The organism is Hyphomonas sp. KY3, from assembly GCF_017309975.1.
In the GTDB taxonomy this organism is placed as follows: Bacteria; Pseudomonadota; Alphaproteobacteria; order Caulobacterales; family Hyphomonadaceae; genus Hyphomonas.
This window is the reverse complement of the sequence record NZ_CP022271.1, coordinates 1,604,744-1,629,588: the sequence shown is the minus strand read 5'-3', so window position 1 is coordinate 1,629,588 and position 24,845 is coordinate 1,604,744. Positions and strand designations below refer to the sequence as shown.

The 24,845-nt window shown below is 59.0% G+C and carries 26 protein-coding genes and 1 tRNA gene; 4 read left to right on the top strand and 23 right to left on the bottom strand.

Annotated elements, in window-relative coordinates; genetic code table 11:
* Positions 1 to 223: 223 nt before the first annotated feature.
* From CFA77_RS08125 to CFA77_RS08055, 15 genes are all read right to left on the bottom strand, one after another.
* The gene (locus CFA77_RS08125; RefSeq protein WP_206993023.1) at positions 224 to 2,377 is read right to left on the bottom strand and encodes a sodium-translocating pyrophosphatase; all 2,154 of its coding nucleotides are present in this window, start codon (positions 2,375 to 2,377) and stop codon (positions 224 to 226) included.
* 145 nt (positions 2,378 to 2,522) lie between these two features.
* Positions 2,523 to 3,458, bottom strand: a complete 936-nt coding sequence (gene thiL / locus CFA77_RS08120) for a thiamine-phosphate kinase (RefSeq protein WP_206993022.1) — start codon at positions 3,456 to 3,458, stop codon at positions 2,523 to 2,525.
* A gap of 29 nt (positions 3,459 to 3,487) precedes the next feature.
* A complete protein-coding gene (locus CFA77_RS08115; RefSeq protein WP_206993021.1) occupies positions 3,488 to 4,447 on the bottom strand; it encodes an acetyl-CoA carboxylase carboxyltransferase subunit alpha in 960 nt (319 codons plus the stop codon).
* A 48-nt stretch (positions 4,448 to 4,495) separates the two neighbouring features.
* The gene (locus CFA77_RS08110) at positions 4,496 to 5,422 is read right to left on the bottom strand and encodes a type II secretion system F family protein (RefSeq protein ID WP_206993020.1); all 927 of its coding nucleotides are present in this window, start codon (positions 5,420 to 5,422) and stop codon (positions 4,496 to 4,498) included.
* 15 nt (positions 5,423 to 5,437) lie between these two features.
* Entirely contained in the window at positions 5,438 to 6,412 is a 975-nt protein-coding gene (locus tag CFA77_RS08105) for a type II secretion system F family protein (protein ID WP_242517539.1), read from the bottom strand.
* Positions 6,413 to 6,433: 21 nt separating this feature from the next.
* Positions 6,434 to 7,819: a CpaF family protein gene (locus tag CFA77_RS08100; RefSeq protein ID WP_206993019.1), complete on the bottom strand. Its 1,386-nt coding sequence runs from the start codon at positions 7,817 to 7,819 to the stop codon at positions 6,434 to 6,436.
* Complete coding sequence (locus tag CFA77_RS08095; RefSeq protein WP_206993018.1) at positions 7,816 to 9,036, bottom strand: hypothetical protein; 1,221 nt, start codon at positions 9,034 to 9,036, stop codon at positions 7,816 to 7,818. The genes CFA77_RS08100 and CFA77_RS08095 overlap by 4 nt, the downstream gene beginning before the upstream one ends.
* Positions 9,036 to 9,305, bottom strand: a complete 270-nt coding sequence (locus CFA77_RS08090; RefSeq protein ID WP_206993017.1) for a hypothetical protein — start codon at positions 9,303 to 9,305, stop codon at positions 9,036 to 9,038. Before CFA77_RS08090 ends, CFA77_RS08095 begins: the two co-directional genes overlap by 1 nt.
* A 2-nt stretch (positions 9,306 to 9,307) precedes the next feature.
* The gene (locus CFA77_RS08085) at positions 9,308 to 10,606 is read right to left on the bottom strand and encodes a type II and III secretion system protein family protein (protein ID WP_206993016.1); all 1,299 of its coding nucleotides are present in this window, start codon (positions 10,604 to 10,606) and stop codon (positions 9,308 to 9,310) included.
* Positions 10,606 to 11,490, bottom strand: a complete 885-nt coding sequence (gene cpaB, locus CFA77_RS08080) for a Flp pilus assembly protein CpaB (RefSeq protein ID WP_206993015.1) — start codon at positions 11,488 to 11,490, stop codon at positions 10,606 to 10,608. Before cpaB ends, CFA77_RS08085 begins: the two co-directional genes overlap by 1 nt.
* Before the next feature lie 188 nt (positions 11,491 to 11,678).
* Entirely contained in the window at positions 11,679 to 12,668 is a 990-nt protein-coding gene (locus CFA77_RS08075) for a threonine/serine dehydratase (RefSeq protein ID WP_206993014.1), read from the bottom strand.
* Positions 12,669 to 12,717: 49 nt separating this feature from the next.
* Entirely contained in the window at positions 12,718 to 13,596 is an 879-nt protein-coding gene (galU, locus tag CFA77_RS08070) for a UTP--glucose-1-phosphate uridylyltransferase GalU (protein WP_206993013.1), read from the bottom strand.
* A gap of 115 nt (positions 13,597 to 13,711) precedes the next feature.
* Positions 13,712 to 13,993, bottom strand: a complete 282-nt coding sequence (locus CFA77_RS08065; RefSeq protein ID WP_206993012.1) for a hypothetical protein — start codon at positions 13,991 to 13,993, stop codon at positions 13,712 to 13,714.
* Positions 13,994 to 14,070: 77 nt separating this feature from the next.
* Positions 14,071 to 14,307 (bottom strand): hypothetical protein, encoded by a 237-nt coding sequence (locus tag CFA77_RS08060; RefSeq protein ID WP_206993011.1) that lies wholly within the window; start codon positions 14,305 to 14,307, stop codon positions 14,071 to 14,073.
* Positions 14,308 to 14,395: 88 nt separating this feature from the next.
* Positions 14,396 to 15,163 (bottom strand): SDR family NAD(P)-dependent oxidoreductase, encoded by a 768-nt coding sequence (locus tag CFA77_RS08055; protein WP_206993010.1) that lies wholly within the window; start codon positions 15,161 to 15,163, stop codon positions 14,396 to 14,398.
* 59 nt (positions 15,164 to 15,222) lie between these two features.
* Here CFA77_RS08055 and CFA77_RS08050 point away from each other — a divergent pair, with 59 nt between their 5' ends.
* From CFA77_RS08050 to CFA77_RS08040, 3 genes are read left to right on the top strand one after another with little or no spacing between them, the layout of a single operon-like run.
* Positions 15,223 to 16,344: a Re/Si-specific NAD(P)(+) transhydrogenase subunit alpha gene (locus CFA77_RS08050; protein ID WP_206993009.1), complete on the top strand. Its 1,122-nt coding sequence runs from the start codon at positions 15,223 to 15,225 to the stop codon at positions 16,342 to 16,344.
* Entirely contained in the window at positions 16,341 to 16,706 is a 366-nt protein-coding gene (locus tag CFA77_RS08045; protein WP_206993008.1) for a proton-translocating transhydrogenase family protein, read from the top strand. The genes CFA77_RS08050 and CFA77_RS08045 overlap by 4 nt, the downstream gene beginning before the upstream one ends.
* Positions 16,707 to 16,709: 3 nt before the next feature.
* Positions 16,710 to 18,128 (top strand): NAD(P)(+) transhydrogenase (Re/Si-specific) subunit beta, encoded by a 1,419-nt coding sequence (locus CFA77_RS08040; protein WP_206993007.1) that lies wholly within the window; start codon positions 16,710 to 16,712, stop codon positions 18,126 to 18,128.
* Here the strand turns inward: CFA77_RS08040 and folK are convergent.
* The 5 genes from folK to CFA77_RS08015 all read right to left on the bottom strand — a co-directional run bounded on the left by folK (position 18,125) and on the right by CFA77_RS08015 (position 20,886).
* On the bottom strand, positions 18,125 to 18,649 hold the full coding sequence (folK, locus tag CFA77_RS08035; RefSeq protein WP_206993006.1) for a 2-amino-4-hydroxy-6-hydroxymethyldihydropteridine diphosphokinase: 525 nt from the start codon (positions 18,647 to 18,649) through the stop codon (positions 18,125 to 18,127). The two genes, CFA77_RS08040 and folK, sit on opposite strands and share 4 nt — an antisense overlap.
* Positions 18,642 to 19,007 carry a dihydroneopterin aldolase gene (gene folB, locus CFA77_RS08030; RefSeq protein WP_206993005.1) on the bottom strand — a complete coding sequence of 122 codons (366 nt, stop codon included), beginning with the start codon at positions 19,005 to 19,007 and terminating at the stop codon, positions 18,642 to 18,644. Before folB ends, folK begins: the two co-directional genes overlap by 8 nt.
* Positions 19,004 to 19,840, bottom strand: coding sequence for a dihydropteroate synthase (gene folP / locus CFA77_RS08025; protein ID WP_206993004.1), 837 nt, complete (start codon positions 19,838 to 19,840; stop codon positions 19,004 to 19,006). The genes folB and folP overlap by 4 nt, the downstream gene beginning before the upstream one ends.
* A gap of 384 nt (positions 19,841 to 20,224) precedes the next feature.
* Complete coding sequence (locus CFA77_RS08020) at positions 20,225 to 20,626, bottom strand: hypothetical protein (RefSeq protein WP_206993003.1); 402 nt, start codon at positions 20,624 to 20,626, stop codon at positions 20,225 to 20,227.
* 184 nt (positions 20,627 to 20,810) lie between these two features.
* Positions 20,811 to 20,886 (bottom strand) — tRNA-Lys (locus CFA77_RS08015).
* Positions 20,887 to 20,984: 98 nt separating this feature from the next.
* Between CFA77_RS08015 and CFA77_RS08010 the strand changes: the two genes are divergently transcribed.
* Positions 20,985 to 21,758: a hypothetical protein gene (locus CFA77_RS08010; RefSeq protein WP_206993002.1), complete on the top strand. Its 774-nt coding sequence runs from the start codon at positions 20,985 to 20,987 to the stop codon at positions 21,756 to 21,758.
* Here CFA77_RS08010 and tgt read toward each other — a convergent pair.
* From tgt to CFA77_RS07995, 3 genes are all read right to left on the bottom strand, one after another.
* Entirely contained in the window at positions 21,664 to 22,806 is a 1,143-nt protein-coding gene (gene tgt, locus CFA77_RS08005) for a tRNA guanosine(34) transglycosylase Tgt (RefSeq protein WP_206993001.1), read from the bottom strand. The genes CFA77_RS08010 and tgt overlap by 95 nt on opposite strands.
* A 45-nt stretch (positions 22,807 to 22,851) precedes the next feature.
* Entirely contained in the window at positions 22,852 to 23,844 is a 993-nt protein-coding gene (locus tag CFA77_RS08000) for an amidohydrolase (protein ID WP_242517521.1), read from the bottom strand.
* 97 nt (positions 23,845 to 23,941) lie between these two features.
* Positions 23,942 to 24,829, bottom strand: a complete 888-nt coding sequence (locus CFA77_RS07995; RefSeq protein ID WP_051607668.1) for a division plane positioning ATPase MipZ — start codon at positions 24,827 to 24,829, stop codon at positions 23,942 to 23,944.
* Positions 24,830 to 24,845 lie beyond the last annotated feature (16 nt).

Below are 24,845 nucleotides of genomic sequence, written 5' to 3'. Positions count from 1 at the left end.
CCTCCCGGAACAACCCTCCTGATTTCACGGTCGCCGAGAGAACATCAGCGCGGAGTAGGCGCAGTCCTTTGACGACAGTCTTGAGGCTACGCAATGATTTTGAATAGAACCAATCAATAGAAGCCTACTCCGGTATCGATATTTTCTATGCATTGAATTAGTGGTACAAAAACAAAGGCCCCGGCACTCTCGCACCGGGGCCTTCCATAAAAAATTCATTCAACTAGTGGCCTGCGAGGACCGCGAGCATGAGCAAGGCCACGATATTTGTGATCTTAATCATCGGATTCACGGCCGGACCGGCAGTATCCTTGTAGGGATCGCCAACCGTGTCTCCGGTTACAGCGGCCTTGTGAGCTTCTGAGCCCTTTCCGCCGTGATGACCATCCTCGATATACTTCTTCGCATTGTCCCAGGCACCGCCTCCGGACGTCATCGAGATGGCCACGAACAGGCCTGTCACAATCACACCAAGGAGCATCGCCCCAACCGCCGCGAGGGCCGCGCCTTTGCCGGCAATCGCAAAGATCACGCCGAACAGGACAATCGGTGACAACACTGGCAGGAGTGACGGGACGATCATTTCCCGGATAGCGGCCTTCGTCAGAAGATCGACCGCCCGGCCATAATCAGGCTTCACTTCGCCTTTCATGATGCCCGGCATTTCGCGGAACTGTCGACGAACTTCCTCAACCACCGCTTGCGCAGCGCGTCCGACGGCCATCATGGACAGGCCTCCGAACAGGAATGGCAACAGGCCACCGAACAGGAGGCCGACCACCACATATGGGTTCGCAATCGAGAAATCAGCCGTTGCATTGTAGAAGAAGTCCCCTTCCACGGCGCGTGCCGAGAAGTATTTGAGATCTTCCGCATAGGCCGCGAACAGAACGAGTGCGCCGAGCCCGGCCGAACCAATGGCATAGCCCTTGGTCACAGCCTTCGTGGTGTTACCAACCGCATCGAGTGCGTCCGTTGTCTCGCGAACTTCCGACGGAAGCTCCGCCATCTCGGCGATGCCGCCCGCATTGTCCGTAACGGGTCCAAAAGCGTCGAGCGCCACGATAATCCCGGCAAGCGCCAGCATGGTCGTGGTGGCAATCGCAATGCCGTAGAGGCCTGCGAGGTTGAACGTCAGGATGATGCCCGCAATGATCACGATGGCCGGAAGGGCAGTCGATTCCAGCGACACAGCGAGGCCCTGGATCACGTTCGTCCCATGACCAGACTCTGATGCCCGCGCGATGGAGCGTACCGGACGATATTTGGTTTCGGTATAGTAAGCCGTGATCACGACGATCAGTCCCGTCACCACGAGGCCGACCACGCCGCAACCAAACAGCATCCAACCGGACACGTCATTGGCGAGGCCAAGCCGTTCGCCGGCATCGTCGAGCACGCCGAAACCATTCGGCAAGACCGTTGCGATTGCGATTGCGAGGCCGCCAATGGACAGCACGCCCGTCACGATCAGGCCTTTGTAGAGCGCCCACATGACATCCGTCTTGCCGGGTGCGAGGTTCACGAAATAGGTGCCGACAATCGACGTGACGATACAGACGGCGGCAATCGCCAACGGCAGCATCATGATTTCGACGATATATGTTGCGCCAGAGAAATAGATTGCACCGAGCACCATCGTCGCCACCAGCGTGACCGCATAGGTCTCGAACAGGTCGGCCGCCATGCCGGCACAGTCGCCGACATTGTCTCCCACATTGTCTGCAATCGTCGCAGCGTTGCGTGGATCATCTTCCGGAATGCCGGCTTCGACCTTGCCGACCATATCACCGCCGACGTCCGCGCCCTTGGTGAAGATACCACCACCAAGACGCGCAAAGATTGAGATCAGCGACGCGCCAAAGCCGAGGGCCACGAGCGAGTCGATGACGAGACGTTTCTCGCTTTCAACGCCCAGATTCAGTCCAACGACCATGGTGAGCAAGCCGTAATAGACAACGATGCCCAGAAGAGCGAGGCCAACCACCAGCATGCCCGTGATGGCACCTGACTTGAAAGCCAACTTCAGACCTGCGTTGAGGCCAGACTTGGCCGCTTCAGTTGTGCGCACGTTTGCCTGCACCGACACTTTCATGCCGATGAACCCGGCCGCGCCGGAAAGCGCTGCGCCGACGATGAAGCCGAGCGGCACCTGCCAGTTTCGGAACAGAATAAGTAACAGAACGACGACAACGACGCCGACGATCGCAATTGTACGATACTGGCGCCCAAGATAGGCATTTGCACCTTCCTGGATCGCTTGAGCAATTTCGCGCATACGCGCATCACCAGCCGGGGCCTTCATGATCGAATTGATCTGGAGCCAGCCATAAAGGACTGACAAGACACCCGCCGCGAGAGCGAGATAATACCACATGGATTACGTTTCCTTCCCTTAAAACAGAACTTCGACGCCAGGTTATTCCTGATCATGCACTGTTTATTATAGGTGACCAGCCTGCCCGGCCCTCGGGAAATAGGCAATATGCCTCCCGTCAGGGGCGAGTCAGCCCAGTCCCACTTCAGCCATGCTCAAAGCCGAGAGTTTCCGGGAGGTTAATGGGCGAATTTCGCAGGGTGACGGAAAGTCCTCCTTCGGGTCGGGTTTCGCCGATAAGCGTAATAACTACGCCAGATCTGCCCGCATCCGCCAGGATTTCATCGCGCCGCGTTTTTTCTGAGGTGAAGAGCAGTTGATAGTCGTCTCCCCATGTCGACAGGCGGATCATTTCGTCCAATTCGGTTGCATTCCCCGCAAAAGGCACGGTCTCAAGTGCTATCAGAATGCCAATGTCGGACGCGCCGGCGAGACTCGTGGCATCCCCCAACAGTCCGTCGGAAACATCCATCGCCGCCGTCGCGAACTGCGCAACAAGATGCGCGGCGGCAAGCGGTTGGACCTGCGGCACCCGATACGCCTCAACCTCGGCGCTTTCATCCGCCCCTTTCTGGATCGCGTCAAAGCCCAGATACGCCGCACCGACACGACCTGTGACCCAGACATCTTCGCCGGGCCCAGCGCCCATCCGCCGAACAGGTGTTTCACCAAGACAAGTCCCGGTCATGGTGAGTGACAGGAAAAGACCACCCGGGCTGCGCACGGTATCTCCGCCGATCAGGTGGATATCGAATGCATCCAGTTCTGCCCCAAGAGCAGATGCGAATTCAGCAAGGTCGGATTCCGGTCGTTCCTTGGGCCATCCGAGCGTGAGCAAAGCTTCAGAGGGCAAGGCTCCGGCGGCGTAGACATCGGACACGTTCACGCGCACAAGCTTTTGGGCAACGGACGCCACCGGGTCAGACGCGAGAAAATGCACGCCCTCGACCAACGCATCAACCGTGATGACCGTCGGAGACTTGCTGTCGGCCAACTGCGCAAGATCGTCCCGCAAGCCAGCTGCCCCGCCCGCTCTGGCGAGCGGCGCAAAATATTTGGCGATCCAGTCTTTCTCAGCCATTGGGTCAGCGCCCCATGCGCCTCATGGCGCTACAACCCTTCGCGGCCGATGGCGTAGAAACGCTCCTTGCGCTGGGTGCGCAGTTCGGACGGGCTCAGGCCTTCCAGTTCCTGCAAGGCCTCATCAAGCGCTTTTGCGGCAGCAGCCATCGCCCGTTTCGGGTCACGATGTGCGCCGCCGACTGGCTCCTTGACGACACCGTCGATGACTTTGGTTTTCAACAGGTCCGGCGCTGTGATTTTCATGGCGTCAGCCGCATCCTTCGCCTTGGCAGCGTCGCGATAAAGGATCGAAGCGCAGCCTTCCGGAGAGATCACCGAATAGATGGCGTGCTCCATCATCAGGACCTTGTTCGCCGCCGCGATACCGATCGCGCCGCCCGACATGCCCTCGCCGATGATCAGCGTGACGAACGGCACGCCCAGTGACAGGCCGCGCTGTGTGCCGCGCGCAATGGCTTCAGCCTGCCCACGCTCTTCGCCGCCCTTGCCGGGATATGCCCCCGACGTGTCCGGAAAGCTCAGGACAGGCAAATTGAACTTCTCGGCCATGTCCATCAAGCGCACCGCCTTGCGATAGCCTTCAGGGTGGGCCATGCCGAAATTGTGCTTCAGGCGCTTCTCGATCGTGCGGCCCTTCTCATGGCCGATAATGACCACGGGACGCCCCTTGAAGCGTGCCAGTCCGCCCATAATGGCTTCATCATTCCCAAACACACGGTCGCCCGCGAGTTCCTCGAAATCGTCGAAGATGTTCTCGATGAAGTCAGACAAATGCGGCCGGTCTGGATGGCGGGCCACAAGAGTCTTCCGCCATGCGCTGAGATCGGAATACATGTCCTTCAGCTGCTTGCTCGATTTGGCCTTCAGCTTTTTCAGCTCGTCGGTGATCGATGGACCTTCCTTGCTGGAAGCAAGCGCTTCCAGTTCGGAGATCTTCGCGTCCAGCTCCGCAATGGGCTTTTCGAATTCAAGATAGGTCGTTGTCATAAGGCGCAAGTTAGCAATGACGGGCTGACTCGCCTAGCCGGGAATTCACTAAAGTGCGCCTTGCACCTTTACCACGGCCGGCAGGATCAAAACGCCGAGCAGGACGGGAAAAACGAATATAATCAATGGCAAAGTCAGCTTTGCTGGCAGCGCCATGGCCTTTTCCTCCGCCATCAGGATGCGACGCTTGCGCATATCTGCCGAGAAAACTCGCAAAGTCTGGCCAAGGCTGGTGCCCATTTCCTCTGCCTGACGGAGCATCGTGGCCAGAGAACTCGCCTCTTCAATGCTCATCCTATCAGCAAAAGCGCGCCAGGCATTCTTGCGCGCCTTGCCCGCGCGCAGCTCCAGCGACAGCTTTTTCATGTGCCCGGCAATGATCGGATGCCGCAATTCCAACTCTTCGCCGACCCTCTGAACCGAGGCATCAAGACTTAGACCGGCTTCTACACAGGCAACCATCAGGTCCATCATGTCGGGAAAGCCAGCCGAGCATTGCTGCTGGCGCGCTTTGGTACGGCGCGAAACGAGCATGTCAGGCGCGAGCAAGCCCGCAATGATCAGGCCAATGCTGAGCATGATCAGGTGTTGCTTCGAAAAGCCACCGAGATGAGGCAAAGCCACCAGCAGAGCGAGCTGAGGCAACACGACGCAAGCAATTCTGGCTATGTAATACCGCCCCACCGCCGACGGGTTAGTGAACCCCGCGAGCAGCAATTTGGCGCGCACCTCGCTGACCGCGTCCTCGTTCGAAGGGGTCGCGCGATTGGCAAGCCCGATGACCGCCCGACCTATCCGTGTATCGTTCCGGCTCTCTTCCTGCACCGCAGGACGTGACTCGCGTCGCTCCAACCGACGCTCAAGATCTTCCTTGGCCTTCCAGCTTCTCACGAAGGCCATAATCGCAGGCACGGCGAGGAAGCCGGCAATGGCCAGCATAATGATGGGCAGAAGAGCAGATGCGGAGAAGGGCATGGGTTTGCTTGGGGCCTACATCTTGAAATTAATCATCTTGCGCATGACAAAATTGCCAATCGCCATCCATACAAACAGGATCGGGAACACCACCCGCACTAGCGGCTCATCGATCACTTCGCCGTAAAATTCCGGGCGCAGCACGTGGATGCCAGACATCACGATGAAGGGTGCCGAGGTAAGGATCATCGCCGAGGCCCGGCCCTCTGACGAAGCTGCCTTCACTTTCAGACGCATGGTCTGACGCTCACGGATGGTTGTCGTGTTCGCTTTCAGGAGCTCACAAAGGTTGCCACCAGTCTTTTCCTGCAGGCGTACCGTGGCGACGAACAGCTCGACGTCAGGGTCGCCCGCCCGCTCGGCCATGCGCTGGACCGCATTGGTCAGCGACATGCCGTATGACACTTCATCCGCCGCCATGCCGAACTCTGTTCCAATCGGATCAGGCATCTCGCGGGCCACCAACGACACGGCTGTCGCAACCGGGTGCCCCGCCTCCAGACTGCGGCAAACTATCTGGAGTGCGTCGGGCAATTGTTCCGACATTTTCTTCATGCGCCGCCCAGCAACCATTTTGAGCCAGACGATGGGTCCGAGCACAAGAATGAGCGCGGCAATGCCGACAGCCGGTCCGGGCCCGCCAACAAAACGCCAATAGGCTAGCCCCGCGACCAGACCTGCCCCGGCTGACATCCCGAACCAGCGCAATGGCTGAAACTTCAGGCCAGACCTGACCACCAGCTGATTGAACCAGCGCAACGGCATGGCAAGATTGCCATTCTTGTCGAGGCCACGACTTTTGCGCAGCTCGACCATGGCTTCACTCGTCGTTTCAAACCGTTCCTTGAACTGAAGACGCTGGTTGACCACGCGGCGGGTTTGGGCTTCCGTCACCAGCCCCATAACTGACTGGATCGCTAGAAATACCGCGCCGATCGCCATGATCACAGGGATCAGGACAGTCAGGCTGATATTGGTGATGTCAGGCATCCACGACAAGAAGCTCGTCTCCTAGAATCGCGTAGAGGGGTCAAACATGCCTTCCGGCATGGGAACGCCGCGACGTTCCATCTCATCGAGGAATTTCGGACGTAGACCGGTCGCGGCGAAGTGCCCCTCGACCTTGCCCTCATCGGTTGTGCCAGTGCGTTCAAAGCGAAAGATTTCCTGCAATTGAACGACTGAGCCTTCCATGCCCGTCACTTCGGAGATTGATACGACTTTTCGCGAGCCATCTGACAGGCGCGTGGCCTGGACGATAAAATTGACGGCCGAAGCAATCTGTCCACGGATCGCCGTCTCGGATATTTTCATACCACCCATCATCACCATCTGCTCCAGACGGGTCAGTGCATCGCGCGGATTGTTAGCGTGGATCGTCGCCATAGAGCCTTCGTGGCCCGTATTCATGGCTTGCAGCATGTCGAACGCTTCTTCTGAGCGAACCTCGCCCAGGATCACGCGGTCAGGCCGCATGCGCAGCGCGTTCTTCACCAGTTCGCGCTGACGGATTTCGCCCTTGCCTTCAATATTGGGCGGGCGGGTTTCCATGCGCGCAACATGAGGCTGTTGCAGCTGGAGTTCGGCAGCGTCCTCAATCGTGATGAGGCGTTCATCTTCATTGATAGCGGCTGATAGCGCGTTGAGCAGGGTTGTCTTCCCCGACCCGGTGCCCCCGGAGATAACGGTAGAGGCCCGGCATTTCACCGCCCCGAGGATGAACTTTGCAACAGGCTCAGGAATTGCGCCAAAGCCAACCAACTTCTCCATTGTCAGTGGCGATTTGGAGAATTTCCGGATGGAGACAAGCGGCCCATCAATGGCAATTGGCAAGACAGCGGCATTGACACGGCTGCCATCCAGAAGGCGTGCATCAACCAAGGGCTGGCTCTCATCGACACGTCGGCCCACAGCCGCCACGATCCGCTGCACAATGCGAAGCAAATGGTCATTGTCTGCAAACCGGACCGGTGCCAGTTGGAGCTTGCCGTGCCGCTCGACATAGACCTGGTCAAAACCATTGATCAGGATGTCGGCAATCGAGTCGTCCTTCAGTAGCGGCTCGATGGGCCCAAGCCCCGTCATCTCGTCCATCACAGCATCGGCAAAGCTTGCCTCTTCTGTGGCCGAGAGCGCCATCTCTTCCTTCTTGATGATCTCCGAAACGATCCCCCGCACACGGCGCCGCATGGTTTCATCATCCAGCTTGTCGAGAACGGACAGATCCAGTTCGTCGATCAGCTTGGCATGGATACGCAATTTGGCATCGAGCTGGTCAAAAGCCTTGGTGTCGGCAGGAGCGGGCGGCGCGGGCTTCGGCGCAGTTGGCTCAGCCACTTCAGCCGCGTTGACCGGTTCAGGCTTGGCGGCGGCGTTCGAAAATCCAAAACGGCTCATTTCGCTTTCCTCTTACCGGCAACTTGTTGAACGGGCTGCCTCGCGGCGTCGGGCATCATCTTGTCGACCAATGTCGAGACATCTGCGACGAGCGCGCTTTTCGGTTTCACGTCACCAATCGGCTTTCCGAGATTTACCGCCGTGCGGGCAGCATCCCAGTCCGACGTGATCGTTGCATCAATCTGACGGTCGATGGCCTTTTCGGCCTTGTCGACGGCAAACTCGGCTCGGAACTTCTTTTTCGGGAACATACGGTTCAGCACGAGCTTGGCCTTGCGATCGGGCCCGCGCAGCATATCAACTTCGCGCGCCATATCCGCAGCAGCGTGCAGGCTTGGCACGGTCAGCTCACTGATAATGATCGCCTCATCAACCGCGCCCAGTATGGGCTTGGTCCACGGCATCATGTGGCGAGGCATGTCCACCAGAACAAATGGGAACTCGGCGCAGGCAACGTCCAGCAATCTGAGGATCGCCGCTTCCGTCGCCAATGCATCTGCGTCCGGATTGCGCGGCGCCGAAATTGTCGAAACACCATCCTCGTGTTGCCAGCACCATGCGGCCAGCAAGCGCGCATCAAGGCGCTCCGGCGCAGCGGACAAGGCTGCAAGGTCGAGCTTTGGCACTGCTTCCAGAAACGAACTGATCATGCCGTCAGACACATTCAGATCAACAAGGCATACCTTGCCGGGTCCGACTTTCTCACAGATGGCAAACGCGCTCTCAATAGCCAGAGTTGAGACACCCGCACCACCGACAGCGCCCCGAAACGCCCAGCATACGGCGGACGCTGGTCCGTCACCGCCACTCTCTGCGGCTTCTGCAGCGGCGCGGATGCGTTCCACGGACTCCAGGATTTCGTCCGCACCGGCGCTGACCGGAAGGATGTCCGACGCCTCAATTTTCATCAAGGCTCTAACGATGTGAACTGGCAGATTGTCTGACACCATCAAGACGGCACTGTCCGGTTTTTCCACCGCCAGCCCCAGCACAACCTGTTCCGCGCCTGTTTGTCCTTGTTCCAACAGGATCAGTGCACCACCGAACTTTTCGACAATGTTCGCAGGGTCCATTGAAGAAAGGTCAATAACATTCCGGCAGATCGACTTGAGCTGCATCAGCCGTTCAGGCCCCGCCAATGCGGCGATCGCAGGGATCATCGCCGGAGCGGATGCCGGATGGGCTCCATCAGACAGTTTTCGCGCTGCGCCTGACATCAGCTGCCTCCCGACGCGCTGACCGAGGAATCCCGCAAGTCTTTGGTTTTGCCTTCATTGAGGGCCTTCACGGCATTGGCTGCACGCAGGCCAGACGTGGACTCGACGGCCTTGGAGTTGCTCAGATTGACGTCACGAACCGATTGCTCACGTATGTTGCTGGCATTGGCTTCACCCAGCAGAAATTTGTCCTGATTGTCATAGCTTGCACATCCGACGAGGAACACGCTCACCATCATGGCACTCATAATACGGCGCTTGAAAGTCATGTTCAGTCTCCTTCGCCGACCAGCGGCGCATGAGTGGTTTGGTTCATGAGGAAGAATTCTTCTTCCGTCGGTTCAGCAAATGCGTCGAGCGGAGTCCGAAGCATGGAAGGGTGTGGAGTAGGTTGAACCAGACGCGGAATGATGATGATCACCAATTCGCTTTCCTGACGCTGGTAGCGCTTGGAAGAGAACAAGGCGCCCAATACTGGCACATTTCCAAGCCACGGTGTCTGCCGAACATCATTGGAATAATCATTCTGCAACAGGCCCGCGATGGCAAAGGCCTGTCCGTCATGTAGCTCTACCGTTGTATCGGCGCGACGGACGGAAATACCGGGGATCTCGATGTCCTGCGCTCGGATACCATTGTTCCGGTCAAGCTGGGACACTTCCGGACGCACCCGCAAGTTCACAAGCCCACCACCCAATACGGTCGGAGTGAAATCGAGGCTCACCCCAAACTTCTTGAACTCGACCGATACTTGGCCATTCTCGCTCGAGACCGGAATGGGGAACTCGCCCCCGGCCAGGAAGCTCGCCGTGTCGCCTGACAGGGCCACCAGATTGGGCTCAGCCAGCGTACGCACGATTCCCTTCTCTTCAAGGGCGCGCAGTTCGACATCAATATTCTCTCCACCGACATTGGTGAACAGGGCAACCGTCTTGGCGGCCAGTCCGGACACGGTCGATGGCTCCGTGAACGCAACCGCGTCGCGCCCATCCATGGAGTTTCCAAATCCGATTTCCTTCACCGCACTACGGCTGGCTTCGAGAAAACGCACCTCCAGCAGGACTTGCTGACTCTGGCCAACAGACAATCCATTGGCCACACCACCCGGAACATAGCGCTCGGCCACTTGCACCGCCATCTCCGCGGCTGCCGCCGTGGTCAGCTTGCCATCCAGGAACACGCCATCATGTACGGGGTATACTTCAATACGCTCGCCTGGCAGCAGATTTCCCAAATCGGCGCGAAGTTCATCAAGGCTCAGCTCAACTTCGACATCAATCAATTCAGAGATCTCGCCCTCTGCATTGTAAATGAGCACGGTGGTTGAGCCGGGCACTTTGCCACGCAGGAAGAAGGACCGGTTGGAGGTTGCCATCGCTTCGGCGATATCAGGGTCGGCGACGACGAGCGTCGAAAATCCCTGATCGGACTCGATGACGGTCGAGCGTCCCTTTTCGAGCACGAGCACCTTGGCATCAGGGCCGGTCGTGCGCTCGGTCCAGGCATGCGCCGGCGCAATTGCGACGATGCCAACAACCAGGAAAAGCAGGATATAAGTCAGTTTAGGCATCAGTTCGCCTCCTCGGTCAGCGGCTTCGGCTGCGCGACAGGCGCGGTCACACTTGTTTCACGATCCCCATTTATGATGCGCACGGTCGCAGTCGTTGCGCGCTTGGGCGCAGCACGACGAACAATAGGGACCTTTTTAGGCTCCGCCTTTACCAGCGTGATGACATCAGCGTCTTCTTCGCGTCCGATCAATGCCAGTCCCAGCGCGCCTTGCATGCTGACCGCACCCAAGCGGAGTGCACCTTCTGGCGTCACTTCCAGCGTTACCGTGCTGGAGGGACGTGCGCCCTCAAGATTCGATTCAAATGTCTGATCGACCGCCAGCACTTTCACTCGCTTGAGCACAGGCCGCGCTATCAGGTCTGATGTGACCCGTACGGCATCGCTGCCAAACGAGTTTGCAGACTGGCCAGGTTCGCGCTGGATGAACTCGTTCACATCGACCCGGTCACCGGGCAGGACGAATCCAGCAACTCCAGTATCACTCCGTACCGTGATGGCCACGGCACGCATGCCGGGCTCGATAGCAGATGCCAGGGTAAGCAGGTTTCCGGCCGCGTCGAGCTTTTCCAGCATGATTGGTTCGCCAGGCAGGATCAGGCCACGTGCATAAAGGATTTCCGACAGTTCCTCCGTCGAGGCCAGAACGCCCTCAGGAACAGAGTCACTTGGCCATTTGATGGCTTTCACATTGCTGGCCGAGACCTCCTCACCTGCTTCGATCGCCGCAGATGCAACGAGAACAGACGACATCTGGACCGCAGGTGCGGCAATCTGGGCTGTCGCGTCATTGGAATTTGACGTCATGTAATAGCGGCCAAGAAACACAGCTGCGATTCCCAGTACCGCAGAAAGACCAAGACTGATCAGGGGTGCGAGTTTCATTCTGAATGCCCTCTCCCGCGCAAAATACGCAATCATCAGCATTCATGATTAATCTTCAGGCGATAAGGTCTCTTGAAGACTTGTAGGGAAATCTAAATCACGAACAGAACCGCGCATTAACCATGCCGCAACTGTTTCGCGGTCAGTTCTTAAAATTCAGCACACGCATGTTAATCTGCTAGGCCGATTTAGCCTCTCAAGACAGTGGAGAACATGTCTGCGTCGACGTTCCCGCCCGTGATAAGCACGCCGACCCGCTGTCCGTGCATCTCGGATGGCAAGCCCTGCACTGCGGCCGCCAGCGCGGCTGCCCCGCCCGGTTCGGCAACGACCTTCAAGTATCGGAAGGCCAAGCGCATCGCCTCACGCACCTCGTCATCCGACACGACCAGCCCACCACTCAACAAGCGCTTGCCGAGGGCAAAGGTGATCTGGCCGGGCATGGGCGTCAGAATGGCATCGCAGATCGACCGCGTTCCGGGCAGATTGCTGCGCAGTTCGCCCGCTGCTAGCGACTGCGCCCAATCATCATGTCCTTCTGGCTCAGCCGTCCAAATACTTGTTTGCGGCGACAGTTCGGCCATCGCGATCGCCACGCCCGTGATGAGTCCACCGCCGCCAGCACAACAGATCAGATGATCCAATGGCGCACCGAATACTTCCATCTGGTGCGCAAATTCGAGCCCCGCGGTACCTTGCCCGGCCACGATGTCTTTGTCATCAAAACTCGGCACGACGACCGCGCCGCGGTCTTCGGCGATCCGGGTCGCGATCTCCTCGCGGCTTTCAGTCTCCCGGTCATAAAAGCGAACCATGCCGCCATCTGCCTCGACGCCTGCCACCTTTATCCGAGGCGCATCAGATGGCATGACAATTATCGCTGGCATACCCAGCAAACGCGCGGCCCGCGCAACGCCCTGCGCATGATTGCCAGAGGAAAAAGCCACCACACCCGCTGCGCGTTGCGCCGCCGGGATTTGTGACAGGCGATTCATCGCGCCGCGGATCTTGAAGCTGCCGGTCACCTGTAGGCACTCAGCCTTGACGAACAGCGATCCGCCAACCAGGGCGTCCAGCGCCTCATGTGTCAGTATCGGCGTCTCACGCGCAACACCCCGCACACGTTCAGCGGCGGCAAGCACATCTTCGAAATCCGGTAGCGCGTCAGCAGCAGTCATGCCGGTGGCCTAAACCGAACCGGCATGCCCTGCAATGCAATAGGATCGACTAGAGTTTGTCGAGCATTGCCTTGGCAAGTGCCTTGGCGTCTTCGCCTATCTCTTCATTGGCAAGCGCATAACCCAGAACAGCTTCGAAATAGCCAAGCTTCGAGCCACAATCATAATCCTGCCCTTCATACTCGTAGGCATAGAAGGACTGGACTTCCATCAGGCGCGCCATGGCGTCCGTCAGCTGGATCTCGCCGCCGGCGCCCTTGCCCTGGCTTTCGAGCAGGCCAAACACTTCGGGCTGGAGAATATAACGACCCGTGATCTTGAGGTTCGATGGCGCGTCGGCGACGGGGGGTTTCTCCACCATGCCCGTCATCTCGATCAGGCGTCCGTCGCGATCATTCCCTTTCGGAGCAATGACGCCATAAGATGACACGCGATCCATCGGCACCTGGTCTACGGCAACGATATTCCCGCCGACCTTGTCATAGGCTTCCACCATCTGCGCGAGACAGGAGGGGCTGCCCTTGACCAGAACATCCGGCAGCAACACGGCGAACGGCTCGTGGCCGACGATATCTCGCGCACACCAGACGGCATGGCCAAGTCCCAGAGGCGATTGCTGGCGCACAAAGCTGGCGGAACCCGCTGGCAAAGTGGTCTGCTTGACCTGTTCCAGAATGGCCTTCTTGCCCTTGGCTTCGAGCGCGACTTCAAGCTCGTAAGGGATGTCAAAATAGTCTTCGATCGAACCCTTGTTGCGCCCGGTCACGAAAACGATGTGCTCAATCCCGGCTTCCAGCGCTTCATCAACGACATATTGAATGGCCGGCCGGTCGACGACGGGCAGCATTTCTTTCGGGATAGCCTTCGTCGCGGGCAGGACTCGCGTGCCAAATCCGGCCACAGGAAGAACAGCTTTTCTAACGCGCATGAACAGGAAGCTCCTTGGAATTCAACATCGGGACCGCGAAAGGCCACCTATGCGGGTTTCTAAGCAGACTTGGACTTAAATCGCGTTAACTCAGAGCAATAAAATGGCCGTAAGTCTAAATCCAGCCAAGGCTGTACAAGCTTAACGCACCAACGCTGCACGCGAGTGACAAAACGAGCACTGTGGCCATGGACCGTTTGACGGAGGGTGCACGTGTCCCACGCATTTCGGCTTCGAGCAGGCTCTGCAAACGACGCGCAGGAGATAGCGTGGGCGGATAACGCGGCTCAGATAGGCTGGCGTCCTGCATATTCGCTGCCGCCAGGTCTGTGGATTTCGCGGCTTCCTGGGCGGTAGATTCGTCTTGAATCGCTGGCTTGCTTTTCGGAAGGGCCATCTGAATTCTCCGGTATCTTCCAGAGAGTGTGCCAGATGAGAGCTAACCGATAGCTAACAAAATCGGATGTACTGAAGTCAGTCCGGAACCGGTCCGAAGAAAACGCCACCGTCTGGCGCTTCATAGCCATTTGAGCAGCGCAACGTGCCATCAGAACCGCGGTCGTCCAGAACGACGAAAGTCTTTAGACGGGATTCTCCGAATTCGCGCGCTTGCGATATCGACTCGCCGCCATCGCTGCGCACTGTCGTCGCCGGTGCGAGGCTTCCCGAAATCATCACGGCGACACCGGTGGACAAAATTTCTTTGAGCATGTTTCGGCCTTTTGGGGGTTACCCGAAATTTACCAACGATAAGGGAGGGAGCGCCGCCTATATTCGTCTGACCGGAAAACTTCAAGAGTTAAAGCGGGGTCAACGTATGACCGCCATCCACAACCAGTGTGGCGCCCGTCATGTAGCCGCCCTGCTCCGACGCCAACAGCAGAAGCGGACCAGACAATTCGTCATAGTTTCCGAACCGACGCATCGGGACGCGCTTTGCCATTCTCTGACCCGCTTCCGATTCGAGGAACTCATCATTTATTGCTGTCTTGAAGTATCCAGGCGCAATCGCGTTAACGCGGATCCCATGCCGAGATGCCTCAAGTGCCATCGTGCGAGTCAGATGATCCACCGCAGCTTTCGACGCTGAATAGGCAGAGATCATGTTTGACGGCCTGAGCGCCGTAATTGACGCAATATTTATGATCGCGCCGCCACAGCCCGCATCGATCATGGCCTTGGTAGCGTATTTGGCAACTCGCCAGACACCGGTGAGATTGGTCTCGATGACAGTGTCCCAATCCTTTTCGGGCATGTCCCAGAACCATCCCTCACGCGACATACCGGAATTGTTGACGAGAACATCGCACGGACGACCAAGCGCTTCGCGAATCTCTGCAAACGCTCCCGTCACGCTGTCGTCGGAAGTGACGTCCATCTGTACAGGCAGCGCCTTTCCACCGCGCTTCTCAATGCTTTCTGCAACTTCTTCCAATCGGTCCAGGCGGCGCGCCGCGAGCACGACATAGGCCCCGGCATCGGCCAGAACATGGGCGAAATGCTGGCCCAAACCGCTTGATGCTCCCGTGACCAATGCCGTCTTATTAGTTAAACTGAACAATCTCATGCCCTCCAATTAGAAAATTCGTGTTGCGCGCCGCAATATTTTTCCTCTATCCCAGCGATATGAAAATATCTGTTCTGAGGGAGCGACGAGCTGGTGAGACCCGTGTGGCGGCTACACCAGAAACCGTCAAGAAGTTGGTGGCCTCCGGCCACTCGGTAACAATTGAGTCCGGAGCGGGCACTGTCGCAGGCTTTCCTGACGACAGCTTTTCTGAGGCGGGGGCCACCCTTGCACCAGACGCGGCCGCGGCAACCAAGGGGGCCGACATTGTCTTCAAGGTGCGCGCACCGGAAGACGGCGAATTTAGCGCCCTGCCCGACGGCGTCGCGCTGATCGCCTTGATGGACCCCAGCAACCTGGATGCGGCGCCGCTCAATGGGAAAAAGATCGCGGCTCTTTCCATGGAATTCACCCCCCGCATCACGCGCGCACAAAGCATGGACGCCCTGTCGTCCCAATCAAACCTTTCCGGCTATCGCTCAGTCATTGAAGGTGCGCAGATCTACGGCCGCGCCATGCCGATGATGATGACCGCTGCCGGCACGATCGCCCCGGCCAAGGTCTTTATCATGGGAGTAGGCGTCGCTGGCCTTCAGGCCATTGCCACGGCGCGCCGCCTCGGCGCGGTCGTCACCGCAACCGATGTGCGTCCCGCTGCCAAGGAACAGGTCGCCTCGCTCGGCGCGAAATTCATCGCGGTCGAGGATGAAGAGTTCAAGGCGGCTGAGACCGCTGGCGGTTATGCCAAGCAGATGTCTCCGGAATACCAGGCCAAGCAGGCCGAACTGACGGCCAGCCACATCACCAAGCAGGACATTGTGATCACGACCGCCCTGATTCCCGGCCGCGCCGCGCCGGTCCTCGTCACCGAGGAGATGGTGAAAACGATGAAGCCGGGCTCGGTCATTGTCGACATGGCGGTTAGCCAGGGCGGCAACTGCCCGCTCTCCAAACCTGATGAGATCGTGGACGTGAACGGCGTGAAAGTGGCCGGGTTTTCGAACCTGCCCGCGCGCCTGCCCGCAGACGCCTCGTCCCTGTTTGCCAAGAACCTCCTCGCCTTCCTGCCGCTGGTCACAGCCGAGGATGGCAGCCTCAATCTCGACACCGATGACGAAATCGTCACCGCCATGCTGCTCACGCGCAATGGCGAGACGGTGAACGAAAGGATCCAATCATGAAGCGCGCACTCCTGACGCTTTCTGCGGCCAGCTTTGCGCTGCCCGCCTTCGCAGATGCCGGTGGCATCGACTCAACCGTCTTCCTGGCTGCCATCTTCGCACTGGCCTGCTTCGTTGGCTACTATGTCGTCTGGTCGGTCACCCCGGCCCTGCACACGCCATTGATGGCTGTGACGAATGCCATTTCGTCCGTGATCATCGTTGGTGCGCTCGTCGCAGCCGCCACGATGGGGCTCACCTCCGACAATTGGGTCTCCAAGATTCTCGGCACGGTCGCCGTGATCCTTGCCAGCGTAAACATCTTCGGCGGCTTCCTCGTCACCCAGCGTATGCTCGCCATGTACAAGAAGAAGGGAGACTAAGACATGGACTCCTTCCAAACCACTTGGGCGCCGCTGCTGTATCTCGTCGCTGGCATTCTCTTCATTCTGGCCCTGCGCGGTCTCTCCAGCCCGGCGACCAGCCGCGCTGGCAACCGCAATGGCATGATCGGCATGGCCATCGCCGTCGGCACCACGCTGGCGCTGGTCTGGTCACAGCTTGACCTGCAGACCTGGGGCCTGATCCTCGGCGGCGTCGCCATCGGCGGCACGATTGGCGCGATCATCGCCCGCAAGATCCCGATGACAGACATGCCGCAGCTCGTCGCCGCCTTCCACAGCCTCGTCGGCCTCGCCGCCGTGCTCGTGGCGGCTGCCGCGCTCTACTCTCCGGTCAGTTTCGGCATTTCCGGCATCGCTGGCATCAAGGCAGCGTCCCTGATCGAACTCGGCCTCGGCTCCGCCATCGGTGCGCTGACCTTTACCGGCTCGCTGATTGCGTTCGCCAAGCTCAATGGCAACATGTCCGGCTCGCCGATCATGCTGCCCGCCCGTCACCTGCTGAACATCGCCCTAGCTGTCGGCATCGTGGTCCTGATGGTCATCCTGATCCAGTCAAACGGTTCGGCACAATGGGCTTTCTGGGGCGTCACGGTGCTTGCCCTGATCCTCGGCATTACTCTGATCATCCCGATTGGCGGCGCGGACATGCCGGTCGTCGTCTCGATGCTGAACTCCTATTCTGGCTGGGCTGCAGCGGCGCTCGGCTTCACGCTGGGCAATTTCGCGCTGATCATCACCGGCGCGCTCGTCGGTTCGTCGGGCGCGATCCTGTCCTACATCATGTGTAAGGGCATGAACCGGAGCTTTATCTCGGTCATCCTCGGCGGCTTTGGCGGCGACGATGCGGCCGCCGGTGGCGCAGGCGCGGATGCAGACCGTCCGTTCAAGCGCGGCTCGGCCGAAGACGCGGCGTTCATCATGAAGAACGCCTCCAAGGTCATCATCGTGCCCGGTTACGGCATGGCCGTCGCCCAGGCCCAGCACGCTCTCAAAGAGATGTGCGACAAGCTGAAGGAAGAAGGCGTTGAAGTGAAATACGCCATCCACCCCGTCGCGGGCCGGATGCCGGGGCACATGAACGTCCTGCTCGCCGAAGCGCAGGTGCCGTATGATGAAGTCTTCGAACTGGAAGATATCAACTCGGATTTTCGCAATTCCGAAGTTGCCTTCGTGATCGGTGCCAACGACGTCACCAACCCGGCCGCGAAGACCGACAAGACCAGCCCGATCTATGGTATGCCGGTCCTCGACGTCGAGAATGCCGGGACCGTCCTGTTCATCAAACGCTCGATGGGCTCCGGCTATGCCGGCATTCAGAACGAACTCTTCTTCCGCGACAACACGATGATGCTGCTCGCCGACGCGAAGAAGATGGTCGAGGACATTGTGAAGAACCTCTAGGCGCTTCGCAGCGACGCAAACCGACGCGTTGCCGCCTCATCCAATACACACATCTGATCGGCCGCCTTCTTCTTGAGGGCGGCCGATTTGCTTGTCACAGTGCCATCTTCCAGAGCCCAGTCCGGCGCAATCTCCGCCAGCGGCTCCAGCACGAACCGGCGCTCCGCCATGCGTGGATGCGGGATGGCCAGCGTCTCGGTGTCGAGCGTCACGCCCTGCATCAGCAACACGTCCACATCCATCTCACGCGGACCCCAGCGCAAACGTTCCTGTCGCCCCAATTCGGCTTCCATGGCCTTGCAGGCATGCAGCAATTGCAGCGGTCCAAGACCTGTCTCGATCAGCACGCAAAGATTCAGGAAATCCGGCTGGTCCGTAACACCCCAAGGCGCGCTGCTGTAAAGATTGGAGACGGAAGCAAGCTCAATGCCCGGCATTGCGGCCAGCAAGTCCACCGCCTGCGCCAGCGCCGCCTCGCGGTCGCCCAGATTGGTGCCGAGGCCGAGCGCAGCCTCAGCCATTGCGGCTGCGTGTGATCGACACGCCGACATGGTCCACCAGATGTCGAATTGGCGCCGACGGCTTGCGCACAGTAACGGTCACTTCCTCGACAATGACCCACTTGGCCAGGATCGCATCGGCGATACGTTCGGCGAAGGTTTCGATCAGATTGAACACAGTCTTCCCGGACAGGTCTTCGGCAAGGTCACAGACCTCCCCATAATGGACTGTCTCTTCCATCTGGTCGGTCGATGTCGCCGGCTGGCCGAGGCGGCAGTCGATGTCGATGAAGAATTTCTGTCCGAGGGATTTCTCCGCCTTGTGGACCCCATGGAAGCCATGAAGGCAAAGATTTGAAACAAAGATGCGGTCGGTCAATTGGCGCTCCCAATGGCTTGAAACATGTCGAGCGCCTCGCGGTGCGCGGCGACATCATGGACACGAAGAATCGTTGCGCCCCGGTAGACGCTGTCGAGCCCGGCGGCAAGCGTCCCGACAAGACGATCCTCCACGGGCTTGCCCGTCATGCGTCCGATAAAGGACTTCCGGGAGACTCCGACCAGGACCGGACATTGGGTATCGACGAGCACATCCAGGTGCGCGATCACGCCGAAATTCTGATCATACGTCTTGGAAAAGCCGACGCCCGGATCGAGCAGGATGTGTGCGCGGGGAATGCCGGCGCGGTCGGCCATGTCGAAGGCGCGCCCGAAGAACGCTGCCATGTCCTCGCGGAGGTCTATGTCGCCATCCGTTTTACCGCGATTGTACGTGATGCAGACAAGGCTTTCAGTCTGGGCCACGGCGTCGGCCATGCCCTCATCCTTGGTCATGCCCCAGACATCATTCACAAGCACCGCGCCCGCTTCGGCAGCGCGCCGAGCGATCTCGGCCTTGTAGGTGTCGATGGAGAGCGGCAAGGCGTCCGGCCCGGCAAGGCGTGTAATGGGCTCACGCACGCGGGCCCATTCGTCTTCGAAGCTCACCGGATCACCTCCGGGCCGTGTCGACTCACCGCCAATGTCGAGAATGTCTGCGCCGTCCTCGGCCATTTGCCGGGCATGCGCTTGCGCAGCGAACAGGGTGTCATGCGCGCCCCCATCGGAAAAAGAGTCAGGGGTCACATTCAAGATGCCCATGATCAACGGCGTCGGGGCCGCGAGCCGCTCCAGCAGCCGGTCTCGAACCGCTATCCGCGCGAGCCTGTCCATAAACGCATCCTTTCCGCTTGGCAGCGTTAACGCCTCAGCAGGGCAGGAACAACGGTTTCGCTGCCACTATCCCCCACGGCTTCCAGATTTTACTGAGGCTTTTCAAAGGCCCCAAAGTCCTGAATCCGACCGGGTCGCCAGATGTATACACTCCACCTGTCGGCATCCTGCGATGAAAGTGCCGACGAAGGTCCGGAGCGCGAAGAGGATTGTCGTCTCTTCTTGGCACTCCCGGCGGATGGACGGAGCCTCGCGTGCACTCGGGGTCATTTCATTCCATCCAACTCACTAAAAAGGCCCCAGCGTCCGGAGCTTTGCTCCATCCGCCAGGACCCGATAGAAAAACCGGACGGGTTTTACCCCAGTCCGGCTCTTTTTGCTGTTTTACTGTTTGGTCTCCACCCCCGGATCGTTCTGGGAATAGGCGTCTTCGAGTTCGTGCGTGTCCGGGGACTGTTTCAACGCGCCCGCCTTTGTGTCTTCGGCCCCTGTATCAGCATTAAACGTCTCGGGTGCACTTGGATGACGCCCATCACGCGGCATCAGAACCGGGTTCTTGCCCTCATCTAGGCGTTGGGCACGTTCTGCGGCGGTACCGGGTGCGTCTGGGCGGTCCTTCTGACCGTCATCCCGCAAGAATCCGTGCTCGCCGTCCTGCGGCTGGTCGTCCGTGCTGCGGTAGCCAGCCTGATTCGTATCCTCGCGGCCGGGGGTCTCGCCATCACCTCGCTGCTGGCTGAGGTCGTTCTGGCGCTGGGTATCGATATCTGTTTCTTGCTTGTTCATGATGAGTCTCCTTTCGAAAAACCAACGGGCGACAAGCGCGAGATGTTCCGAGGAGAAGTGGCCGGCGGGGTTAAATCGGGGTAACTGGAAAGGCGCAGATATCTCAGCTACACCTCAATCATTCTATTCCGATTTTCGCTTCACAGGATCGAAAATTTTTGACTTCGTCAAAAAAGGAAAAGAATGGTGTGCCCTACAGGGTTCGAACCTGTGACCTACTGATTAAAAGTCAGTTGCTCTACCAGCTGAGCTAAGGGCACGCCGGAACGCGCGATTTAGGCGACCAGAACCGAGCGGTCAACCGCCTCTTGCATTGTATGGCTTGAAGTCGCCACAATTTTCGCATCACCCTCGCCGCATGAGACGTATATTCCCCCTTTTCCTTACACTTGCAGCAGTTGGCGCATGCGCCAGCCAACCTGCCCCGACAACACAAAAAACCGCATCGAACGGCAACCTGACCGAAAATGTCAGCGACGCGGCCGGCAGCGCCTATACCCAGACACGGAACGGCCTGTCGGATGCAGCTCTGTCGCCATTGGAAGACTTCAACCTGCGCCGAGAAGAAATCCCTCCCATTCTCAAAGGGGTACAGAGCCCCTACGAGCTTCCAGAGAAAATGAGTTGCGAGGAAATCGAACAGCGATTGGCTGACCTTGATGCCGTGCTTGGCCCTGACTGGGATACGCCGGTTCCGGATGAACGCCTTCGCACCGAGAAACTGGCGGATTCAGCCGCCGATGCGACGCTTGGCGCAATCGCCTCCGAAGCCCGCGGCCTGATTCCGTTCCGGGGTATCGTTCGCAAAGCTACAGGCGCGGAAAGCCACGAGAAGAAGTATAATCTCGCCTACAAGATCGGTGCGCAACGACGGGCATATCTGAAAGGTATGGGCCTCGCCATGGATTGCCCCCTGCCCGCTCGTCCGGATTTCGCCGCAGAGCGCGACCCAACGGCGGTCACTTTCAAGGGCGATGCGCCGACTGTGCCGAATTCAGGCGCGTATGACGCCTATCAACAAAAGCAACTCGACAATCTTACCCCTGTTGGTCCTTCGGAGCCGACCTCGTCGACGCCCACGCCGTCTGAAGTCGATGACGCAGGGCTTCAAACCGTCCCTCCGCAATACTGAGTCGTATCTCGGCCATGAGCGCCTGGAAGAAAGCCGTATTGTGCCAGCTGAGCAGCATGGGCCCGAGATACTCACCCGCCTTGAAAAGGTGGTGATAATAGGCGCGTGAATAGTCCTGACTGGCCTTGCAGTTTACTGCCTCGTCGAGCGGTGAAGTGTCTTCTGCGAACCGCGCATTCTTGACATTCACCGGCCCGTCCCAGGTCCAGGCCTGACCGTGGCGACCGGACCGCGTGGGAAGGACGCAGTCGAACATATCGACGCCACGCGCGACGCTTTCCACCAGATCGATCGGCTTGCCGACGCCCATCACATAGCGTGGCAAATGGCCCGGCAGGTGCGGCACCGTCATGTCGATGGTGGCGCACATCTGGTCATGCCCCTCACCCACAGCGAGCCCGCCCAATGCGATGCCGCCAAAGCATTGCGAGACGACGCCTTTGGCGGACTTCTCGCGAAGGTCTGCGAAGTTTGATCCCTGCACGATGCCGAACAGGGTCTGGCCCTCGCGGTCGCCAAAGGCGTCCAGGCTCCGCTGACCCCAATCAAGCGACAGGTCGAGGCTGCGCTCGGCCTCTGCGTGCGAACAGGGATAATCGGTGCATTCGTCCAGCTGCATGGAGATGTCGGCGCCGAGCAGGTCAGCCTGGATCTCGATGCTGCGCGCCGGCGTCAGCCGGTGGGTGGAGCCGTCAATATGGCTCTGGAAGGTGACGCCGTCGGCATCCATCTTGCGGAGCTGTGCCAGCGACCAGACCTGGAAACCTCCGCTATCAGTCAGCATCGGGCCATCCCAATGCGCAAAGCTATGCAGGCCGCCGAGACGCTTCACGCGCTCTGCGCCGGGTCGCAGCATCAGATGATAGGTGTTGCCGAGGATGATATCCGCCCCGGCCTCCTTTACCTGGTCCATATAGAGCGCCTTGACCGTGCCGGCCGTGCCCACAGGCATGAAGGCGGGCGTGCGGATTTCGCCGCGCGGTGTCTTGAGCGTGCCAGTACGGGCCTTGCCCTCGGTCGCCTTGATCTCGAATGGAAATGTCGTCATGGGCCGAGGCCTATAAAGTCAATGCAGGCCTCTGCCTAGGCGTGGCTACAGCCGGTAGATGCGCCGCGCGGTTTCCGTGAACAGCGCGCGTTGCTCCACTTCGGAGTATTTGGCGGCGATCTTCTTCAAACCATTCCACAGGACCGGGTAGCTGATGGACCAGCGATCCACCGGGAAGTTGCTCTCGAACATGCAGCGGGCTGCACCGAAACAGTCGATCATGTGATCGTAATAGCGCTGTTGGGCCAGCACGAATTCGTCCGAGGTCGGCGGCGTTTCGCGCTCATGCCAGCCCCAGCCATTGTCTGGCATGGCAAGCCCACCCAGTTTGGCCACCACGTTCGGGCAATGGGACAGGTCGGCCATGTCGTCCTGCCACTGCTCGAATATCTCTTCGCGCTTGTCGGCATAGGGGCCGATACCGATGGGTGTCCCGAAATGGTCGAGCACCATGGTCGTATTCGGCACCGCCTTCACCAGGTCGAGATAGTCCCGGTTCTGGTGGTGATAATGCCATGTGTCATAGGACAGGTCGTGCTCGCCCAGCAATTGCACGCCCCGGCGAAAATCTTCATCCGCATAGAGACGCTCAGGCGCCCGGCCTGGAATGCGCAACGTAGCGCCGCTCGTATCACGTGAGCCCGCATGACGGATGCCACGGAACAGGCCGTTGGCAGCGTCCCTGTGAGCGTCGAGCACGTCCTCCAGATGCGGCCCCCGAAGGTCGGCATGCCCGACGATCCCTGCGATATAGGGACCGCCCTTCGCCTTCATTTCGGCTGCAGCGGCGGCCACGAACTCGGTCTCGCCGACGGGTTTGAGATAATCCGGTCCATCCTCGCGATAGGCCGCACCGCACTCCATGAACACGGTCTGGACAACATTGTGCCCGCTGGTCAGGTCAGCGAGGAATTCCGGCACATGGTAGTGCATGTCGGCCTGCGGCCAGAGATGATGATGCGGGTCAACGATTTCCCGATCCGGATCGATAATGTCTTCCTGAACCTGCGCTAGCCAGTCGCTATTGTTGAACACCATCTGCGCTTCCTCCTGTTTTTAGGAGGAGTGTGAGCCCCTGAAACGCGAAAAGCCAGCCCCCGAGGCTGGCCTTTCATAAAATCCATTTCCCAACAGATCAGAATTCGATTTCGGCGCCGACCAGCTCTGGTAGCTGCATGATGATCAGCAAATCGCGCATCTCCTGACGGGCGGCAACATGGCTCATGGTGAAGGAGATATTGGAGCCCTTCTCCGTGAGATCCAGCAGGGTCAGACCGGCCGGGAACAGTTCGCGATAAATCACGCGCTCAGAGAGGCCTGGCGCAAGGCGGAAACCGATCCGCTTGGACAGGTTGGTCAGCGCTTCGCCGACGCGCTCCTTGTTACGTGCCGCCAGGGGCGACATGCGGTTGCGCATCACGATCCAGTCAATCGGACGGCGCGACGTCTGGGCCTTCTTCTTGCGACAGGACCAGACCATTTCTGAGTAGAAGCTCGGGCGCAATACTTCGAGCGTCTGCGGGTTCACATCACCCAACAGGTCGAAATCGACAAAACTGTCATTCAGCGGCGTGATCAGCGTGTCTGCATTCACATGCGCAAGACGCGAGAGATAGGTGTCGCCGCCAGGACCATCGATGATGATGAAATCGCAGGCTTTCTTGAGGCGCGCCACGCTGCTGAGAAAACGCTGGGTCTCCTCGGATTCAGCCTTGTCGAGATCGCGCTCTGTCGAAGCATCCACGCGCACGATTTCCGGCATGGGAAGTTTCGCACCGGTGGATTGCATCCAACGGAGACGATTTTCGAGATATCGGGTGAGGCTGCGCTGACGCACATCAAGATCGATAACCCCAACCTTCTTGCCCATCCGCATCAGAGCGACGGACAAGTGCATGGAGACCGTCGACTTGCCCGCTCCACCCTTTTCATTGCCCACGACAATGACGCGGGCCTCGCGCTGCTGCGCTGACAGGTCCGGGCCGCTAACCGTTTCAAGCGGGGCGAATCCATCAGCGGGCATTACGGGCGACTCCTTC

What these genes read in the sequence shown, in the direction of transcription:
- CFA77_RS08125 (WP_206993023.1), bottom strand. Translation starts at nt 2,377, where the DNA reads ATGTGGTATTATCTCGCTCTCGCGGCGGGTGTCTTGTCAGTCCTTTAT.
- CFA77_RS08110 (WP_206993020.1), bottom strand. Translation starts at nt 5,422, where the DNA reads ATGCCCTTCTCCGCATCTGCTCTTCTGCCCATCATTATGCTGGCCATT.
- CFA77_RS08020 (WP_206993003.1), bottom strand. Translation starts at nt 20,626, where the DNA reads ATGAACAAGCAAGAAACAGATATCGATACCCAGCGCCAGAACGACCTC.
- CFA77_RS08010 (WP_206993002.1), top strand. Translation starts at nt 20,985, where the DNA reads ATGAGACGTATATTCCCCCTTTTCCTTACACTTGCAGCAGTTGGCGCA.
- CFA77_RS08095 (WP_206993018.1), bottom strand. Translation starts at nt 9,036, where the DNA reads ATGTCAGGCGCAGCGCGAAAACTGTCTGATGGAGCCCATCCGGCATCC.
- folK (WP_206993006.1), bottom strand. Translation starts at nt 18,649, where the DNA reads ATGGCTGAGGCTGCGCTCGGCCTCGGCACCAATCTGGGCGACCGCGAG.
- tgt (WP_206993001.1), bottom strand. Translation starts at nt 22,806, where the DNA reads ATGACGACATTTCCATTCGAGATCAAGGCGACCGAGGGCAAGGCCCGT.
- CFA77_RS08115 (WP_206993021.1), bottom strand. Translation starts at nt 4,447, where the DNA reads ATGACAACGACCTATCTTGAATTCGAAAAGCCCATTGCGGAGCTGGAC.
- CFA77_RS08100 (WP_206993019.1), bottom strand. Translation starts at nt 7,819, where the DNA reads ATGAGCCGTTTTGGATTTTCGAACGCCGCCGCCAAGCCTGAACCGGTC.
- CFA77_RS08040 (WP_206993007.1), top strand. Translation starts at nt 16,710, where the DNA reads ATGGACTCCTTCCAAACCACTTGGGCGCCGCTGCTGTATCTCGTCGCT.
- CFA77_RS08045 (WP_206993008.1), top strand. Translation starts at nt 16,341, where the DNA reads ATGAAGCGCGCACTCCTGACGCTTTCTGCGGCCAGCTTTGCGCTGCCC.
- CFA77_RS08065 (WP_206993012.1), bottom strand. Translation starts at nt 13,993, where the DNA reads ATGGCCCTTCCGAAAAGCAAGCCAGCGATTCAAGACGAATCTACCGCC.
- cpaB (WP_206993015.1), bottom strand. Translation starts at nt 11,490, where the DNA reads ATGAAACTCGCACCCCTGATCAGTCTTGGTCTTTCTGCGGTACTGGGA.
- CFA77_RS08050 (WP_206993009.1), top strand. Translation starts at nt 15,223, where the DNA reads ATGAAAATATCTGTTCTGAGGGAGCGACGAGCTGGTGAGACCCGTGTG.
- CFA77_RS08075 (WP_206993014.1), bottom strand. Translation starts at nt 12,668, where the DNA reads ATGACTGCTGCTGACGCGCTACCGGATTTCGAAGATGTGCTTGCCGCC.
- CFA77_RS07995 (WP_051607668.1), bottom strand. Translation starts at nt 24,829, where the DNA reads ATGCCCGCTGATGGATTCGCCCCGCTTGAAACGGTTAGCGGCCCGGAC.
- CFA77_RS08055 (WP_206993010.1), bottom strand. Translation starts at nt 15,163, where the DNA reads ATGAGATTGTTCAGTTTAACTAATAAGACGGCATTGGTCACGGGAGCA.
- CFA77_RS08000 (WP_242517521.1), bottom strand. Translation starts at nt 23,844, where the DNA reads ATGGTGTTCAACAATAGCGACTGGCTAGCGCAGGTTCAGGAAGACATT.
- CFA77_RS08105 (WP_242517539.1), bottom strand. Translation starts at nt 6,412, where the DNA reads ATGCCTGACATCACCAATATCAGCCTGACTGTCCTGATCCCTGTGATC.
- thiL (WP_206993022.1), bottom strand. Translation starts at nt 3,458, where the DNA reads ATGGCTGAGAAAGACTGGATCGCCAAATATTTTGCGCCGCTCGCCAGA.
- CFA77_RS08060 (WP_206993011.1), bottom strand. Translation starts at nt 14,307, where the DNA reads ATGCTCAAAGAAATTTTGTCCACCGGTGTCGCCGTGATGATTTCGGGA.
- galU (WP_206993013.1), bottom strand. Translation starts at nt 13,596, where the DNA reads ATGCGCGTTAGAAAAGCTGTTCTTCCTGTGGCCGGATTTGGCACGCGA.
- folP (WP_206993004.1), bottom strand. Translation starts at nt 19,840, where the DNA reads ATGGACAGGCTCGCGCGGATAGCGGTTCGAGACCGGCTGCTGGAGCGG.
- CFA77_RS08090 (WP_206993017.1), bottom strand. Translation starts at nt 9,305, where the DNA reads ATGACTTTCAAGCGCCGTATTATGAGTGCCATGATGGTGAGCGTGTTC.
- CFA77_RS08085 (WP_206993016.1), bottom strand. Translation starts at nt 10,606, where the DNA reads ATGCCTAAACTGACTTATATCCTGCTTTTCCTGGTTGTTGGCATCGTC.